This window comes from Streptomyces sp. JNUCC 63 (assembly GCF_054366325.1).
Genome location: NZ_CM135963.1, coordinates 8,420,698 through 8,438,182, shown reverse-complemented (window position 1 = coordinate 8,438,182; position 17,485 = coordinate 8,420,698). Strand labels below are relative to the sequence as shown.

The following is a 17,485-nucleotide window of genomic DNA, read 5'->3' as shown; positions in this document are numbered from 1 at the left end:
GGCCACGGCTTAATTTAGAATGTGAGTTAAGCTTCAGGTGAAGGGCGCGTCAAGGGCTCGGCCCGAGGTAAGTTGCGGTGACGACGTCGGAACGAGGGGACAGGGTGAAAGTGCGCAGTGGCCGTACAGTGCGTGACCTGCGGCGGGAGAACCGCACCGCAGTATTGCAACGGTTGTATTTCGACGGGCCGCTCAGCCGGTTCTCTCTGGGGCCTGCCACCGGGCTGAGTTCGGGCTCGGTGAGCAACGTGGTCTCCGAGCTGGTCGCCGAAGGACTGGTGGAGGAGGCCGGCAGCGTCGACTCGGCCGGCGGCCGGCCCCGCACGCTGCTGCGCGTCAGCGCAGCGAGCGGATACATGATCGGTGTCGACATCGGCGAAACCCGGGTGCGGATCGAACTCTTCGACCTCGCCCTCACCGAGCTGGCCCGGTCCGAGAAACCGCTGGAAACCGATGGCCCGAGCCGTCTCGACCGCTACGACGTCGGCGTCGTCGTGACGCATCTACGTGAAGGCATCCGCGAGGTGCTGCAGGAAGCCGGCATCGCGGGAGAGCGGCTGCTCGGCGTCGGGATAGGAGTGCCGGGCATCGTCGCCAGGACCCCCGCGGATGGCGCCGTCGTGCACGGCCAGACGATCGGATGGGACGCCGTCCCTCTGGAGCGGCTGCTGCGCCAGTCAAGGATCCTGCCCGAGACCGTGCCCTACTACATCGACAACGGTGCCAAGACGCTGGGCCAGGCGGAGATGTGGTTCGGTGCCGGCCGGGGCGCGCAGAGCGCGGCGGTGGTGCTCTTCGGGTCCGGCGTCGGCGCCTGCGTGGTCAGCGACGACATGGGACCGGGCCGGGCCGTGGAGTGGGGACACCTGACGGTGCGGGTGCGCGGCCGCCGGTGCCGCTGCGGCGCCCAGGGCTGCCTGGAGGCGTACGCGGGCGCGGAGGCGCTGCTCCAGCGCTGGGCGGAGGCGGGCGGGCGGCCGCCCGCGGGCGCGGACGAGGAGACCGCGCTCACCGCGATGCTCGCCGCCGCATACCCGGATCCGGACGCGACAGGGGCCGGACCGGAACCCGACGCCACGGCCCTGGCCGTCCTGGAGGAGACCGCCGAGTATCTCGGCGCGGGGTTCTCCGACCTGATCAACCTCTTCCAGCCCGAACGCATCCTGGTCGGTGGCTGGGCCGGACTGCAGCTCGGCCGACGCTTCCTGGACTCGGTGACGGCCCACGCCACCTCGTACGCTCTGGCCTACCCCGCCGCCCGCGTCCGCATCGACCTCGGCACCCTGGGACCGGACGCCGTCACCGTGGGCGCCGCGATCCTGCCACTCGCCGACTTCTTCGCGCGTGGCGGACGGCCGGAGGAAGCCGAACCGGTGGAACCGGACCCGGCGTGGCGGACGGCCCTGCAGGAGCGCTCGGTGCAGTGAGCGGCGCCCGCCGACTCTGGCTGCGGGCTCGAGGGGCAGTTGGACCGGCCACGGCCCACAGCTCCGCCGCTATGGAAGGAATCCCGCGCACGCAAAGGAACTCGGAGCCCTGCGTCACGGGCCCGGCACGGGCCTGGGTCACGAGAGGTGATGCCCGTGCTTAGCCGGAGACGCGGCGCCCGGGGTTCCGCGCGGCGCCCCTCTACGGTCCTTGTGAACGCGCCACTTGGGCCGCCCCGCCCGTCAGGGGCCGCTTACCGTGACCTTCCCCTCCCACCGCATGTCGCCTGCCGATCTGCCCACCATGAGCCGGTAGGGGCCGGGCTCCGTGGCCCAGCAGTGGTCCGCCTCCGACCAGTGCCGCAAGGCGCGCGGGCCCACCACCACTTCGGCACTCGCCGTCCGGCCCGCTTCCGCCCGGACAGCCGCGTACCCGGCGAACCAGCGCACCGGACGCTCCACCACCGAACCGGGGCGGGCCAGATAGACCTGTACGACCTCGCGCCCGGCGCGGGTGCCGGTGTTGAGCACCGTCACCCGGACGGTGAACGGCTCGCCCGCCGCGACATGCGCGGGAGCCTCCACGGCCGCGTACTCCCACGTCGTGTAGCCGAGTCCGTGGCCGAACCAGTAGGCGGGCTCGCGTCCGGCTCGCAGCCACGCCCGGTGGCCGATGTGCAGGCCCTCGGCGTAGTCGAGCCGGCCGCTGACCGGCCGGGTGCGGGTGACGGGTGCGTCCGCCAGGGACGCTGCCCAGGTGGTGGGGAGGCGGCCGCCGGGTTCGGCGAGGCCGAACAGGACGTCGGCCAGCCCGGCGCCGGCCTCCTGCCCCGGGAACCAGGTGAGCAGTACGGCGCCCGCTTTCTCGTACCAGGGCAGCTCGACCGGGCCGCCGCTGTTGACGACCACGACCGTGCGCGGATTCGCGGCGGCCACGGCGCGGACCAGCTCGTCCTGGTGCTCCCCGAGCGCCAGTCCGGTGCGGTCGTATCCTTCGGTCTCGCTGTGCTCGGTGGTGCCGACGACCACGATCGCGGCGTCGGCGTCCCGGGCTGCCCGCACCGCGTCCTCCAGCGCGGTCGCCGGGTCCGGTTCCGGCGGCGCCGTGGCGACGACGGTGGCCCGTCCGCAGCCGGGCACCAGTTCACGCCGTGCCACCACGTGCACGGGCCGGTTGGCGGTCAGTGCCGTCCGCGCCGTGTGTACGGGCGGGTTGACGTGGACGACGGCCGGGTCGTCCGTGCCACCAGGAAACTCCCCGTCCATGAGTATGTGGTCGTCGACGGTGAGCGTCATGCGTCCGAAGCCCCCGACGCCGAACGTCCACTCTCCTGACCGACGGGGATGCAGCACCGCGCTGATTTCCACCGTGTGCGCGCCCGGCGGCAGGTCCGGCTCCAGCTGGCGGCCCGAGAGCCGGTGCTGTGCGTACAGTTCTCGCCCTGCCGCGTCCAGCACCCTGAGGAGCACGCCGGGGGCACCCGAGCGCGGGTCGGTGCACCGGTCGGTGTCGAGGGGGGCGGGCGGGGACCCCGGCGCCGGCCCGGGCTCGTACACCACCCGGGCCTGCCCTCGCAGCCGGGCCCGGACGCCGGCCAGCGGGGTGACCACGTCGGAGCAGAAGACGCCCGCGCTGCCGCCGCCCTGGACGCGCGGGGAGGCGGCGTGCACGCCGACGACGGCGACGGTGGACAGCTCGGTGGGGTCGAGCGGCAGGACGGCGCTGTTGCGCAGCAGGACCGAACCGGCGCTGACGGCGCGGCGCAGCAGAGCCCGGGTGTCGCGGGACGCCGTCGCCGACGCCCGGCGCGGGTGATGCGGGTCCAGTGCGCCCACGCGGCCGGCGAGCCGGAGCAGCCGCCGCACCTTCCCGTCGATGGCCTCCTCGGTGACCAGGCCGTCCTTCACCGCCCGCACCAGCGACGCGCCCCAGGGACTGTCGGGGCCCGGCATCGCCAGGTCGAGCGCGGCACGACCGGTTTCCTCGGTGGTGCGCACGGCCGCCCAGTCGGAGACGGCGACCCCGTCGAACCCCCATTCTCCCTTGAGGGGTTCCGCCAGGAGCGGGCTGGCCGTCATGGTCGTGCCGCCGACGGCGTTGTAGCCCGCCATGACCAGCCACACCCCGGCCTCGACGGCTGCCTGGAAGGGCGCGAGGTACACCTCTCGCAGGGTGCGTTCGCAGACCCGGACGTCGACGGTCAGCCGATCGGTCTCGGAGTCGTTGGCGACGTAGTGCTTGGCGGTGGCCGCCACCCCGAGGGCCTGGATGCCCCGGATCAGCGCGGCGCCGGTACGGCCGGTCAGTTCCGGGTCCTCGGAGAAGCACTCGAAGTGCCGGCCGCCCAGCGGGCTCCGGTGGAGGTTGAGCATCGGCGCCAGTACCACGTCGATGCCCTTACGGGCGGCTTCGGTGGCGAGCAGGCCCCCGAGCCGCTCCACCAATTCCTCGTCCCACATCGCGCCCAGGGCGGAGGCGGAGGGCAGCAGGATCGAGGTGCGCCGCTCGTCCCATGCCTCGCCGCGCACCCCGGCGGGCCCGTCCGAGGTCACCATCTCCCGCAGCCCGATCCCGGGCTCACCGGCGGTGCGCCAGGTCGTCGCGCCGGTCAGCAGGCGCACCTTCTGTTCGAGGCTCAGCCTGCCGATGAGCCGGTCGAGTGTCTCGTCGTCCATTCCCGCCCCACTTTCTGCCCCTCCGCTGCTGGGAGAGCGCTCTCCCAACCATTCGGCGAGGTCCTCCTCCCCGTCAAGCCCCTCCGGCCGGCGGTGGGCGCAGGCGCGCGGGCAGCGGAAGGAGCCCGACGGCACCCGCGCCGAGCGGGTGCCGTCGGGCCCGTGGGGACGGGCCGGGTCAGGGCAGCCGGTGGTCCGCGTTCAGCACCGCGCCGCGCTCCGGATGGTTCTGGTCGTAGCCGCGCGTGTCGCACTGGAGGCCGCCCACGATGCAGTGGTCGACCATCGCCTTGAGGGTCCGCTCCTCCCAGGCGTTGAAGAAGTCGTAGTGGAAGGAGTACCCGCGTCCGCTGGCCAGGCGGACGTCGCTCATGTCGCCGTTGACCGGGAAGGCCATCTTGAACTCGATCATCGGCAGGGCGACCGGGTGGGAGGCCGGGCACATGTTGTCGTTGGTGCCGGGTTTGACGACCGGGTAGGCCATGTGGCTCTTGTGGTCGGGGGTGTCGAGGTGCTTGCCGTCCCAGCAACTGGGGGCCTGCATACGGATGTTGAGCTGTACGTCGGGCCGGCTCGGACAGCTCGCTGGGAAGTCGACGTTGAAGAAGCTGTCACCGCATTCCCAGCCCTCGACGAAGCCCTTGTGGCCGCGGAACTCCTGGGCGCTCTGCATCGGGTCGCCGACGACGTATCGCAGTCTTCTGGGGAAGGGCCGCACGCTGGTGTAGTCGGTGACACCGGACTTGTAGTAGATGACTTGCGGGCCGACCGGGAGGATCTTCGTGTCCCCCTTGTACAGGGACGGCATCCAGTACGCGGAGGCGTCGGCCGGTGCGAGACAGGTGGTGTTGCCGCCGTAGAGGCTCGCCGTCGTGCTGCCGGCGTTCGTCGTCGTGTTGCCCATGAAGGTGTGGTCGTGGGACTTGCCCGGCTGCCCCGGGTACACGATCGGGTCGTCCGGCGCGGTGTGCGTGACGGCGCAGTTGGCCTGGAACTCCTTGTGGTAGCGCGGCGGCGGGGTGGCTTCGGACGGGGTCACGCCGGTGACCAGGGGAACGGCCGGTATGTATCCGTCGCCGTCGGGGTCGTCGGCGGACGCCCGGGTCGACACCGCCATCGTGTGCCCGGTGTGACTGACGGCCGGGGCGTCGCCGGGGCCGGCCGCCGTGGCGACGGTGCCGACGCCGAGCACGCTTGCGATCAGTGCGCTGCCGAGCAGCAGCGCAGGGAGCTTCGAACGCGGTCTCATGGGGCCTCCTGCCCGCTGAGGTTCCAAGTGGGGGTGGTGCGAAGGGCGTCGCCGGGCGCCCTTCGTCGTCAGCTGTAGATGCCGAACTCGTGCAGCGAGCAGCCCCAGCCGGTGCCACGCGCCGTCAGGTGCAGTCGTACGTGTCGTGCGGTCGCCGCGACGTCGATGGTGTCGATGTCGCCGTTGCCATCGGTGATGGTGTGGACCGTGCGCCAGGTGGTGCCGTTGTCCGAGACCTGGACCTCGTAGGACTTGGCGTAGGCGGGGTCCCACATTAGCTGGAGCTTGCGGAAGGGCGTGGGAGCGCCGAGGTCGACCTGGATCCACTGCGGGTCGCTCCAGTCGCTGGCCCAGCGCGTGTCGGTCCTGCCGTCCGTCGCCTTGGCGGGCTCGCACGGGCAGTCGCCGTAGGAGGGCTGGAAGGAGGACGCGGTGGTGGGCTTGTTCAGCGCTACGTTCGTGCCGGTCACCGGCGGGGCGACGACCTTGACCGACTTCGTCTCGATGCCGGCGTTACCGCGGCCGTCCTCGGCCTGGACGTACACCTTCCACACGCCGAGCTTCTCGGGGGCCGTCACGGCGAAGGTCCCGTTGCCGGTGGACCGCCACTTGGCCTCGATCAAGCGCTTGTCGCCGTTGGCGTAGTTGCCGCTGAGGAAGACTTTGTACGTGATCGGGTCGCCGTCGGGGTCGCGCACGTCCGCGCGGACGGTGAACTCGCCGCCCGCAGGGGTGGACGAGGCGGGCTCGACGGCCATGTTCGTAATGACGGGCGGGGTATTGTCGCCGCCGGTCGATCCGCTGTACGCCTTCTTCACAGCGTAATAGGACAGCCTCTTCAGCCCGTCGGGCACGAGGTTGAACCAGATGCCACCGAAGTCGTGCTCGAGGCCGTAGTGGAAGAGGGTGGCGCCGAGGGCGACGCCCCGGTGGCCAGTGACGCAGTCCCAGGCCTTGGTGTAGCCCCCGGCCTTCTGCACGTCGGTCGGCTCGTCTGGGACGCCGTTGGCGTCGTCGGGCACCTCCCACTCGCCGGCCGGTCCGCCCTCGGTGATGATGTACGGCTTGGTGTAGCCGCCCTCCTCCCAGTCCTCCTGGACGCCGCAGATGTCGCCGTAGGAGTTCATCGAGTACAGGTCGAGGTCGGGAGCGTTGCGCTTGTAGTACGGCCAGGCCCCCGTCCAGGCGTCGGTCGAGGTGACGGGGTGGTCGGGGTCGATGCTGTGGATCTTCTTGGCGACGTCGTTGACGAAGCCGGTGTAGGCGTTGCGCTGGGCCTCCAGCTCCGCCCCGCTGTAGCAGTTCTGCAGGCCGAGGACCGACTCGTTGCCGACGTTCCACATGAGGGTCGCCGGGTGGCTCTTGTAGGCCTCCACCCACTTGGCGAACTCGGTGAGCATGTTGTTCTTGTACGTGGTGTCGGTGACGTAGTTGACGCAGCCGCCGGAGCCGGGTCCGCCGCCGGGCTGCAGCCAGAAGCCGTTGACGACGCGGATGCCGTGCGCGGCGGCGGTGTCGAGCAGCGGCTTGGTGGAGGCGTCGGTGCCCCAGGTGCGGATCGTGTTGACGCCCATGGACTTGACGTCGGGCATGTACTTCGGGGCGTCCGTGATGGCGGGGCCCCAGGTCAGGCCTTTGACGGTGTACGGCTGGCCACCGACGGTCAGTTGCCAGTTCCCCTGCGAGCCGGTGACCTTGACCGCTCCCCCGTCGGCGGGAGGTGTGCCGTCCGTGGTCCCGTACACCTGGAACTCCCACAGGGAGTAGCCGTAGCCGCCGGAACGCTCGGTGCCCAGCATGCGGACGTAGCGGCCGGATCCGGAGACGGCGACCTCGTCCGTGCCGCCGTCACCGCCGGTCACGGTCTTCAGGGTCCGCCAGTCCGTGCCGTTGTCGGAGGCCTGGATCTGGTAGCTCTTGCCGTACGCGTCCTCCCAGGTCAGCACGACGCGGCTGAGGTCGGACCGCTGTCCGAGGTCGACCTGGATCCACTGCGGGTCGCTCCACTGGCTGGCCCAGCGGGTGCTGGTGAGGTTGCCGTCGACGGCCGCCGAGGGGGCATATCCGGCGCCTTCCTGGGATGAGGCGGTGGCGGGCTTTCCCTGGGAGAGCAGTGTCTCCGCCGCCTGGGCGGGCGGAGCGGTGAGGGCAAGCGACGACGCCACCAGTGCGCCGAGGGCGAGCAGGGGGACGGCGCGGCGGTCGGCTGGTCTTTGATACGAGGGGGTTATGGACACATCTGCTCCTGGTGGGTTGGGGAGAGCCGACGTGGCGGGCGCTGTAGGAGCACCGCGTGATGGCCCCTCCGGGCCTGGGCGTGGGGATGTCATCCGGCCCGGAGGGGAGTTGTGGCCCACGGACGGTTCGATCAGGGGTAGGACACGACGGTGGACGGCACGGTCGAGGTGCCGGCGGGCTCCGTGGAGGCGCCGGTGTCGTTGATGACGTGGTTGTAGTGGCCCATGCCGCCGAGGGAGACCACGAGGAGGCTGTGGAACTTCATCCCCGGTTTGATGGGGGTCTTGAAGCCGTGGTCCTGGCGGATGCCCGGGTCGACGTTGTAGTTGCAGTAGCTGCCCAAGCCCCATGCCTCGTGGGTGTCCACCGAGTCGTCGACCCGGTAGGCGGCGTACCCCTTCGTCGAACCGTTCTGGATGGCGGCCTGGTTCGGGGCGTCGTACGCTTTCTCGTTCTGGTAGAAGATCGTCCGGCCGCGTTCGCCGTACCACTCGACGTCGTACTTGTTGAAATGCTCCACGAACAGGCCGGTGGCCAGGACGTCGTCGCCGTTGACGCGGACGCCGTAGTCGGCCCGATTGGTCTCCCAGCCGACGCCCTCGCCGTGGTCGGCCCGCCACACCCAGGTGTGGTCGATGATCGTGTCGTGGCTGTTGACCACCATGCTGGTGGTCGCCTTGCCGGCGCCCGCGCCGCCGATACGGATGTAGACGTCCTGCACGGTGATGGGGTTGGCCGCGTGGTCGGCGGATGCGCCCTGCGGGCCGACCTCCAGCAGGGTGGGGGAATTGACCGGTCCGGCGTCGATGAGGAAGCCGGCGAGCCGCACGCCGTCGACGTCGGCGACTTTCATGGCGGTCACCCCGTTGTCGGGGATGATCGTGGCGAGGCCGAGGCCCAGCACGATGGTGTTGGCCCGGTTGACGTTGATCGTCTGGTCGACGTGGTAGATGCCGGGGGTGAAGAGCAGGTGCAGGCCCTGGGCGAGGGCGGCGTTGATGGTGGCAGCGGTGGCGCCGGGCTTGACGACGTAGAACTTGCTCAGCGGGATCGACTCGCCCTGCGGGGTGCCGCCTGCCCAGGTGGTGCCGCGGGCGTTGGTCCGCTTGGCGGGGGCGAAGACCTTGTACTCGTTGCCGTCCAGGTAGAGGAAGGGCTTTTCGCGGGAGATCGGCGTTGTGCCGAGTGTGGTGTACCGGGGCTCGGGGAAGCTGGTCGCGGGAGCGCCCTCGACACCGGAGAAGACCTGGTTCCACACGCTGTTGGACCAGCCGCCGATGGAGCTGTCCCGCGTGTACCACTGCTGCTGCGAGTAGTTGCCGATCTGGCCGTCGACCTTGCTGTCGGCGATGTAGCCGCCGCTGGCCCAGCCGTAGCCGTTGGGCGCGAGGTTGAGGCCGCCCTTGACGTGCATCCGGCGGAACGAGGCGGCCTGCGAGACTGCCCACCGGTTGGTGCCGCTGACCGGGTTGACCGCGAGGTTCTCCGCGCCGCGCCAGAAGTTCTGGGTGGCATTGCCATTGAACCAGCCGGCGTCGACGGTGATGTCACCGTTGATCAGCGTGTCGTCGGGGCGCAGGCCGAGGCCGGCGATCTGGGTGTAGAAGCCGATCTGGGCGTTGAGGTTGTCGTAGGTGCCCGGCTTGAAGAGGAAGGCGTGCCGACCGGAGCCGAACTGCGCCGACTCCTGCTGCTGGAAGACCTGGTCCAGCTTGGCCTGGATGCCGGGCGTGGACGGGTCGAAGACGTGCACGTTCGGGCCGAGGTCGCCGCCGCCCGGGATGACTGGACCGGGGTCGTCGCCGGTGGTGCCGTACACCTTGAACTCCCACAGAGAGTAGCCGTATCCGGTAGCGCGGGCGGTACCAAGCATGCGGACATACCGGGCGGTGCCGGAGACGTTCACAGTCTCCGTGCCCCCGGTGCCTGTGGTGGTGGAGTAGGCCGTCGACCAGTCCGTGCCGTTCTGGGACGTCTCGATGCGGTAGGACTTGGCGTAGGCGGCCTCCCAGCGCAACTCGACCTGGCTGAGGGAAGCGAGGGCGCCGAGGTCGACGCGGATCCACTGCGGGTCGGCGGCGGCGCTGGACCAGCGGGTGCCGTTGTCGCCGTCGACGGCCGCGGTCGCCGGGGTGCCGTAGTGCTCCTGACTGGAGGCGGTGACCGGCTTGCCCTGGGACAGCAGCACGGGAGCGGCCTGAGCCTGCGCGGCGGGGACGACGGCGAGAAGGGCGGCGGCCAGTGCGGTGACCAGGACGCCGACGAGCCCGCGGCGGCCGGGTCTGCGCGACACCGGCGCCGCCGGGGGTATGCCGACAGTGGGCATGAAGAGACTCCTTGATGCGGGATAGATGGGAGAGCGCTCTCCGGAACCTTGCCCGCCATACCAGGCGCGGTCAAGGTTTCGGGCATGGCTTTTCTTTCATCTTTCATTAAGCATCGTGCTGTTGGCTTGGCCCCCTCGAGGTACATGGACCGGTCGTGCTGACGCCCACGAACCACTTCGTCATCGTCATCACGACGCCGGAGGGCAGACTGCTGGCTGCCCTCGCACCCGCGCTGCCAAGTACGAGAACGCAGCGACGTACCATGTGAGGGGTGTGTCAACTTGACGGATTTGGCTCAAATCCGGTGGTCGCGGAGAGTAAACGTGTTCGTTGACAAGTCGTGCGAGATGTCAATGCGCTTGTGGCTACGGTGTTCTCGGGCCTGTCCCCGCTGGCCGTCGAGGATGTGATCGACGGAGGCGAGCGGATCTGGGTGCGGGCGCGAACCCCTGAGCGCCCGGTTGCGTGCCTGGCCTTGACGAAGGACATAGAGGCACCCCCCAGGTCATCCGATCGACAGGGGGGAACAGTCATGCCAGGCCCGGAGGCCGACGGCCCTCTTGCAGGACCGCGAAGAACATAACTGTGAGAGTTCTTCTGCAGCCCGGGATGGGTTGCTGCCAGGCTCGGCGCTCGTGATCCGGCATGACTCGCAAAATAACTGGCGTCCCACCAGGGACTGCCGTTCCCCCGAGATGTCTGCCGGACGCGGGCGTCGGCCCGGCCTGTGCGTGCCGACAACCCATGTCACCCATGCTGAGCTGCAGTTCTGGAGTCACGATGTGATCACATCGCGGGCCTCCGGGATCGCCTCGGTGCACGCTCGGGTCTCGTGGCGATACGTCTGCTCTAGCTGAGCTGCAGTTCTGGAGTCACGATGTGATCACATCGCGGGCCTCCGGGATCGCCTCGGTGCACGCTCGGGTCTCGTGGCGATACGTCTGCTCTACCGGTTCTGCTGCCTGCTCCTGGGTTGGCTGCGGCTGCTGGCCCGCTCCTCCGCGGCGAAAGACGTCGAGATCCTGGTACTGCGCCATCAGCTGAGCGTCCTGGAACGCGGCAGGCCAAAGCCCGCTTTCACTCTCGGCGACCGGGCGGTAATCGCCGCTCTTGTTCGTCTATTGAACAAGCGTCAGCGCCTCAGCCTGAAACTCTTGGTCACCCCGCGCACGGTCCTGCGCTGGCACGCCAGACTGGTGAAGCGGACATGGACCTATCCACCCCGCCGTCCGGGCCGCCCGACCAAACCCCAGGCGCTGCGCGCTCTGGTGCTGCGCCTGGCCCGCGAGAACGACGGGTGGGGGTATCGCCGGATCCATGGCGAACTGCTCCACCTGGGATGGAAGGTCGCCGCCTCCACCTCCTAATGATGTTGTCAAGCCGCAGCAGTGACAGGGAGGTTGCTTTGGTAGCACTGTCCGTCACGGATGAGAGCCCACAGGACGTTCACGCGTCGCCGGGCCAGGGCGAGGACGGCCTGGGTGTGCCGCTTGCCTTCGGCGCGCTTGCGTTCGTAGAAACGACGCGACTGGTCGCAGCTGCGGATACTGATCAGCGCGGAGGTGTAGAAGACGCGTTGCAGCCCACGGTGATAGCGCTTGGGCCGGTGCAGGTTGCCGCTGATGTTGCCCGAGTCCCGGGGGACCGGAGCGACTCCGGCAAGGCTGGCCAAGCGGTCAGCGGTGCCGTAGCGGCTCATGTCGCCGGCGGTGGCGGCGAGGAACTCGGCGCCCAACAGCGGGCCGATGCCGGGCATGCTGGAGATCACTTCGGCGAGTTCGTGGTCGCGAAACCGGGCCGCAATGAGCTTGTCGATCTCGGTGATCTGCTCGTTGAGGCTCATCGCCTCCTTGGCTAGGGTGTGGATCACCTGCGCCGTGATCTTCTCCCCGGGGACGGCGGTGTGCTGGCGCTCAGCCGCTTCCAGGGCGACCTCGGCCAGGACTTCGGGACTGCGGGCGTTGCGGTTCCGCAGCCAGGTCTCCAGGCGCCTGCGGCCGGTTCGGCGCAGAGCGGCCGGCGTCTGATAGCCGGTCAGCAGAATCAGCGGCCCGACGTTGCCCAGGTCGAGGACTCGCTCCAAGGCCGGGAAGATGCTGGTGAGTTGGCCGCGCAGGCGGTTGATCCGACGGGTGCGGTCGGCGTTCAGGTCGGCCCGACGACTGGTGAGGATCCGCAGTTCGATGGCGTGCTCGTCGTCCGGCTTCAGGACGGTCAGGTCCCGGCGCATCCGGGCCTGGTCGGCGATGACGGTGGCGTCCTTCGCGTCGGTCTTGCCCATGCCCCGGTAGCCGGCCGAAGCCCGGTTAACCGCCAGGCCGGGTATGTAGACGAGGTGCTGGCCGTGGTTGAGCAAGAGGCTGATCCACAGTGCGGCCATGCCGTCGGCGACGTCGACCGCCCAGACCACGTCCTCGTCGAGGGCCAGCACATCGGCGAGCAGGGCCAGCAGCTCCGGCTCGTCGTTCAAGACCCGTCGCGACAGCAACCGTGCTCCCTCCGCGTTGAGGACCACGCAGTGGTGATGGGTCTTGCCGATGTCCGTACCCGCCCAGATCTGGGCCACCTGTTCCTCCGGTCGTTCGATGACGCTCTGTTCTCCCGGACGACCTCGCCGGCGTGGTCCTACTCAGCGATCCGCTCGGAGGCGTTCGCAGCTCCTAATCAGCGGCCGAGTCGTCGTGAGACACCGGGCGGCCAGGTGGATGGAACCATCGAGGGCAACCGCTTGGAAGCCATACCCGGTGTCTCTGGGTCTCTGGACCTTACGACGGCCCGTCCAACCCACGAACAAGGTAGGACCGCTTGGCCTGCGGGACGAAGCCGGTGTCGGCCGGGTTGCGCTCGACTATCTCCACGTCGATGCCGTACTGCTTGCCGTGAGCGACCACGGTCTTCTTGAACCCCTGGTCGACCAGGGCCTTCTCGACCGTGTCGGTCTGTGCGGCCACGCCGTCCAGCAGGGCGGTGCCCGCGGCGTTGTCGTGCGCGGACGCCGGCAGGACGACGGCCTCGATGACCAGACCCAATGTGTCCACGGCCAGGCATCTCTTCCGGCCCGGCACCCTTTTCGAGGCGTCCTTGCCGGTCGTGGTGGCTGGCACGCCGACGGCAGCGTGGACACTCTGCGTGTCCAGGATGACAAGGCTCGGGTCGGCTAATCGCTTCTTCTTCTCCCGCAGCTGCCACCGCAGCAGGTCGTGCACGGTCTGGTCGGTGCCGTCGTCGCGCCAGAGGTAGAAGTAGTACTTCACCGCGCCGGGCGGAGGCATGTCGTGGGGCAGGAACTCCCACTGGCAGCCGGTGCGGTTCTGGTACAGGATCGCGTTCACGATCTCCCGCATCGCGTATTTGCCCTGGTGACCGCTGACCGAGGGGTGCCGGGCCTTCCACGCCGTGATCACCGGCTCGGCTAGGGCGCGTATCGAGTCGTGATCAATCTTGGGGTTTGCCCTCGCTCCGAGGCCTGATCCGGTAGATCGTCTTGTGTGACGCGAGTGCAACTGACAGACGAAGAGTGGGAGTTCATCGGGCCGTATCTGCCGATCGGCGAGTACGGCCCGTACCCCGAGCGCCTGCGGCAGCAGTTCGAGGGCGTGATCTGGCGGTTCAAGACGGGCGGGCAGTGGCGGGAGATGCCGCAGGAGTTCGGTGCCTGGTCGACCGTCTCCAACCGCTTCCGGCAGTGGCGTGACGCCGGCGTGTTCGAGGCCCTGCTGGAGGGCATGATCGCGGAAGCCGCGAAGCGGGGTGAGGTGGACCTGTCCCTGGTCAGCATCGACTCCACCACCGCGCGGGCACACCACGACGCTGCCGGGATGCACCTGAGCGAGGACGTGTTCACCGCCCTGGAGAAGGCCGCCGCCGAGGAGGAGAAGGCCAGGTCAAAGGGGGCAGCTCCGAAGAACAAAACGGGCAGGGAACCGGAGACGATCCCGGGCAGGAAGAACGACGACGCGTCCGACGCCGGCGGAAACTCCGTCTGAAGGCTGCCCTCCTGGGACGCTCGAGGGGCGGGCAGACCAGCAAGGTCCACCTCGCCGCCGACCGGAAGTGTCGCCCGCTGGCGTTCGTTCTGACTGCGGGCCAGGCCGCGGACAGCCCGCAGTTCATCCCCGTGCTGGGGAAGATACGGGTCCGCGGGCCTGTCGGCCGCCCCCGCACCCGGCCGGACGCCGTCGCCGGGGACAAGGCCTACTCATCCCGCCGCAACCGCGCCCACCTGCGCAAGCGCCACATCAAGGCAGTCATCCCGGAGAAGAAGGACCAGGCCGCCAACCGGAAGAAGAAGGGCTCCAGGGGCGGCCGTCCCGTCAGCCACGACGCCGACCTCTACAAGGAGAGGAACACCGTCGAGCGCCTGATCAACAAGCTCAAGGCCTGGCGAGGCATCGCCACCCGATACGACAAGACCCCAGACAGCTACCTCGCCGGCCTCCACCTGCGCGCCTCGATGATCTGGATCAAAGACCTCACCCGGACCGGCCAATGATCACAACTCGATACACGCCCTAACGCCCACTGCTCATCGGTGAGATCGCTCGGGTACGGCTTGCGCATGTCCATGCCGCAACCCAAGCGAACCTCGAACGTCCGACCGGCAGCGATGCCCCAACGTCACACCATCGAGCGATGACAAGCCGGACGGAAGGTCACATCCCGCACTCTAAGAGGTTCTGGCACAGATCTTGGGGAGTGGTCGCGGAGGGTCACCACCGTGTTCGATTGCGAGGGTTCGCGTGAGACGGCGCACGCCCTGCCACCCAACAGGCGAGGGTGACGCTCCGTCAGGTATGTGACGGTCTCCGCCGTGGTCCGCGGCGGCCGGTGACGGTGCTGGTCATGCAGGCCGACGCATCATTCTGGGACTCTCTCGTGTTCGGCGGGATCGACGACGTGGACGTCGAGACGGTGACCGCCTCCTTCGGCACGGCCGACGTGGTGGCGCGCGGCAGGAGGAATGGCAGGACTCGCCCGAGGGCTGGCCTCAGTCGCCCACCTACAGCCGGTGGGCGACATCCAAAGACATCGCTGCGCTCTATGGCCCGGGCTCTGGCGGCGGCTGAACGACCTGCATCACGGCGGGTGAACTCGGTGATGCTGCCGGTGCGCGACGGGGTGACCATCGCCCGGCGTCGCTGACGCACCGCACGCTACTGCTCGCGCTCGGCGTCCCGCAACTGCCGGGACAGCCCGCTCACGCACTGCTCGGCCTGCTCCTGGCCCTCCTCCCCCCGGCTCTGTCCCTGCCCGGGACGGCCAGCTCGCCTTCCCGCTGCTGCAGCCCCCGCTCCAGGCGCTCTCGCTGCTCACGGCGCCGGGCGCGCGCGGCATCCAGCTCGGCCACCTCGCCGGCGGGCCGGGCAGCGCGGCACGTCGACGGGGCCGGTGCAGGCACCGACCATGCAGCGTCAATACGTGCATCGCCTACAGCAGCCCGAAGGGTGTTGAGCGACACTGAAGATGTGCATGAAGGCGACGAGCTGGATGTCGACGGGACAAGGTGAAACGACCCCGGCGGCCGTCAGGCCGCCGGGATCGTCGTGGACGTGGTGTCGTTTTCGTCGTCACTCTGTCGCGTGCGTCTCGGTGATGGCGCGGCGGGTGGAGGACTCGTCCACGATGCTCTTCTCATCGGCGAACGCGGCGATCAGGGACTGCAGGGCGATGTTGTTGACCAAGCGGGGCAGGCCGCGGCTGGTGAGGTGGATCAGGTCGACGGCGTCGTCGGAGAACAGGGGATCGGATCGTCCGGCGATCGTCAAATGGTGCTTGATGTAGCTGACGGTCTCCTCCTTCGTCATGGTCGGCATCTGGTAGCTGATCGCGATCCGCTGGTCCAGGGCTGCCAGGACACCGTGCTTCGAAACCGTGCACGGGCACATCTCCGTGCCCATACCCACCGACGAGCTGATATCCGCCACCGGCCCGGGCCGCGACGAACTGCCCGGGACGGAGCTGACCGCCACCGCGAACCTGGCAACCACCACCGACACGGACATCGACCCCCGCGACGTCCAACTCGTCCAACTCCCCATGCAGCGCCGCTTACAGGCAGCCTGACCCATCAAACCTGCTGGTCACCGGCCCACCGCCAGGGTCATGATGGACCCGTTCCGTTTCGTACGACGAGAGGACCACCCCTCATGGCTCTGCCCCCACTCAACCCCGAGCAGCGCCGAGCCGCGCTCGACAAGGCCGCCGCCGCGCGCAAGGAGCGAGCCGAGGTCAAGGAGGCCCTCAAGCACGGCAGGCTGTCGCTGCGCGAGGTGCTGGCCAGTGACTCCGAGGCCATCCGCAAGATGCCGGTCCGCGCCCTGCTCGAATCGCTCCCCGACATCGGCAAGGTGCGGGCCCAGAAGCTCCTCGACGAGATGGGGATCTCCGGCAGCCGCCGGGTGCGCGGCCTGGGCATCCGGCAAAGAGAACGTCTCCTCGAGCGGTTCGCGCCGCAGGGCTGACCGCCCCGGCCCCGCGCGGGCCGGGGGGCAGTGCACTCCGTGGCGGTTCGGATCGGTACAAGCCCCCAGCTCGAAGGAGCGGTCCGCCGGCGGCGCGTCCTGCCGCTTCGCACGGCGGGCCTGGAGCTTGGTCACGTCCGAGACCGGGTCCGGCAGTTCCTCGCGCAACTGCGCCGCCCACTGCTCGGTCAGCGCCCTGCCGTTGACGTACAGCTCGCCAAGGCCAAGGGCGAAGCCTCGCCGTGGCGCCTCAGGCGCGGGCATCCCTGCGGTCGACCATGTGGTGATGCAGGTGTGCCAAAGGTCGTCCGGCCGGCCGCCGAGGATCGACGCCCGACCACCCACCGAAGCCGACAGCGGCGCCCGGGTCCTCGGTTGCCGGGGACCTCAACCGGGTGGACCATGGCACAGGTACGGCTTCTCACGCTTCGAGCAATGAGGAAGGGGTCTTCGCCGAGGCTTGCACGTGCGACCCGTGGAGGACTCATGTACACGACTCGATCCCGTGTCCGCTTTGCCGCCGTCTGCGCCGCCACCCTGTGCGTCACGGGCGCCGCGTCGTTCCCGGCCCTCGCTTCGTCGTCGTCCTCGCCGTCGGCGGTCTCCCCCCTGGACAGGCAGCTCCTGACCGCGGCCCACCAGGGAAACCTGTGGGAGATCACGACCAGTCAGCAGGCCCAAAGCGCCGCGACCACCGCCTGCGTCAAACGGGTCGGCGCCGACTTCATCCGCGACCACCGCGCCCTCGATGCCGGTGTCGTCAAGACCGCGGCACAACTCGGCGTGGCCCTGCCGTCCGGGCAGACGGGCGCGCAGCTGAGGCAGACCGCCCACCTCAAGTCCCTCGCCGGGACGCCCGCCTACGATGCCGCGTGGCTCAAGGCCCAGTACCCCGCCCACGTGCAGACCCTCGCACTCATCGACAAGCAGATCGCCTCGGGCACCAACCCGCTGGTGAAGTCCCTGGCCAAGAGCGCGCGCCCGGTGGTCGCACGCCACACCCAGATGGTCAACCACGGCGTGTGCCACGCGTAGGCACCCGCCGGCCCACGGACGTGGGCCCGTCCGCATCGAGCACACCCACGCGCGTGATCGATGATCCCGCGC

The 17,485-nt window shown here is 69.4% G+C and carries 11 protein-coding genes and 3 pseudogenes; 7 read left to right on the top strand and 7 right to left on the bottom strand.

Translation table 11 applies throughout. From position 1 onward, the window contains the following. Nucleotides 1-104: 104 nt before the first annotated feature. Nucleotides 105-1,427 carry an ROK family protein gene (locus tag ACX25U_RS39380; protein ID WP_454387236.1) on the top strand — a complete coding sequence of 441 codons (1,323 nt, stop codon included), beginning with the start codon at nt 105-107 and terminating at the stop codon, nt 1,425-1,427. Between the two features lie 243 nt (nt 1,428-1,670). Here the strand turns inward: ACX25U_RS39380 and ACX25U_RS39375 are convergent, their stop codons facing one another. The 4 genes from ACX25U_RS39375 to ACX25U_RS39360 all read right to left on the bottom strand — a co-directional run bounded on the left by ACX25U_RS39375 (nt 1,671) and on the right by ACX25U_RS39360 (nt 9,916). Beyond that, nucleotides 1,671-4,103 carry a beta-glucosidase gene (locus tag ACX25U_RS39375; protein WP_454387234.1) on the bottom strand — a complete coding sequence of 811 codons (2,433 nt, stop codon included), beginning with the start codon at nt 4,101-4,103 and terminating at the stop codon, nt 1,671-1,673. Nucleotides 4,104-4,281: 178 nt separating this feature from the next. Next, nucleotides 4,282-5,352, bottom strand: coding sequence for a DUF1996 domain-containing protein (locus tag ACX25U_RS39370; RefSeq protein ID WP_454387232.1), 1,071 nt, complete (start codon nt 5,350-5,352; stop codon nt 4,282-4,284). 68 nt (nt 5,353-5,420) lie between these two features. After that, nucleotides 5,421-7,589 carry a discoidin domain-containing protein gene (locus ACX25U_RS39365; RefSeq protein WP_454387230.1) on the bottom strand — a complete coding sequence of 723 codons (2,169 nt, stop codon included), beginning with the start codon at nt 7,587-7,589 and terminating at the stop codon, nt 5,421-5,423. Nucleotides 7,590-7,720: 131 nt separating this feature from the next. Further along, nucleotides 7,721-9,916: a discoidin domain-containing protein gene (locus ACX25U_RS39360; protein WP_454387228.1), complete on the bottom strand. Its 2,196-nt coding sequence runs from the start codon at nt 9,914-9,916 to the stop codon at nt 7,721-7,723. A 930-nt stretch (nt 9,917-10,846) separates the two neighbouring features. Here ACX25U_RS39360 and ACX25U_RS39355 point away from each other — a divergent pair. Then, on the top strand, nt 10,847-11,284 hold the full coding sequence (locus ACX25U_RS39355) for a helix-turn-helix domain-containing protein (RefSeq protein WP_454387226.1): 438 nt from the start codon (nt 10,847-10,849) through the stop codon (nt 11,282-11,284). Nucleotides 11,285-11,292: 8 nt separating this feature from the next. Here the strand turns inward: ACX25U_RS39355 and ACX25U_RS39350 are convergent, their stop codons facing one another. Both ACX25U_RS39350 and ACX25U_RS39345 read right to left on the bottom strand, forming a co-directional pair. Next, a complete protein-coding gene (locus tag ACX25U_RS39350) occupies nt 11,293-12,483 on the bottom strand; it encodes an IS110 family RNA-guided transposase (RefSeq protein WP_454386071.1) in 1,191 nt (396 codons plus the stop codon). A gap of 235 nt (nt 12,484-12,718) precedes the next feature. Beyond that, nucleotides 12,719-13,357: pseudogene (locus ACX25U_RS39345) on the bottom strand (transposase); the annotation flags it as partial. A 48-nt stretch (nt 13,358-13,405) separates the two neighbouring features. Here ACX25U_RS39345 and ACX25U_RS39340 point away from each other — a divergent pair. Both ACX25U_RS39340 and ACX25U_RS39335 read left to right on the top strand, forming a co-directional pair. Next, nucleotides 13,406-14,409: pseudogene (locus ACX25U_RS39340) on the top strand (IS5 family transposase). A 457-nt stretch (nt 14,410-14,866) separates the two neighbouring features. Further along, nucleotides 14,867-14,983 (top strand): annotated as a pseudogene (locus tag ACX25U_RS39335) (DUF899 domain-containing protein); the annotation flags it as partial. 501 nt (nt 14,984-15,484) lie between these two features. Here ACX25U_RS39335 and ACX25U_RS39330 read toward each other — a convergent pair. Further along, nucleotides 15,485-15,814 (bottom strand): hypothetical protein, encoded by a 330-nt coding sequence (locus tag ACX25U_RS39330; RefSeq protein ID WP_454387225.1) that lies wholly within the window; start codon nt 15,812-15,814, stop codon nt 15,485-15,487. Here ACX25U_RS39330 and ACX25U_RS39325 point away from each other — a divergent pair. From ACX25U_RS39325 to ACX25U_RS39315, 3 genes are all read left to right on the top strand, one after another. Next, on the top strand, nt 15,807-15,980 hold the full coding sequence (locus ACX25U_RS39325) for a hypothetical protein (protein ID WP_454387223.1): 174 nt from the start codon (nt 15,807-15,809) through the stop codon (nt 15,978-15,980). The two genes, ACX25U_RS39330 and ACX25U_RS39325, sit on opposite strands and share 8 nt — an antisense overlap. An 83-nt stretch (nt 15,981-16,063) precedes the next feature. Continuing rightward, the gene (gene mihF, locus ACX25U_RS39320; RefSeq protein WP_454387221.1) at nt 16,064-16,378 is read left to right on the top strand and encodes an integration host factor, actinobacterial type; all 315 of its coding nucleotides are present in this window, start codon (nt 16,064-16,066) and stop codon (nt 16,376-16,378) included. A 486-nt stretch (nt 16,379-16,864) separates the two neighbouring features. Beyond that, a complete protein-coding gene (locus tag ACX25U_RS39315) occupies nt 16,865-17,413 on the top strand; it encodes a DUF4142 domain-containing protein (RefSeq protein ID WP_454387219.1) in 549 nt (182 codons plus the stop codon). The last annotated feature ends 72 nt before the right edge of the window (nt 17,414-17,485 follow it).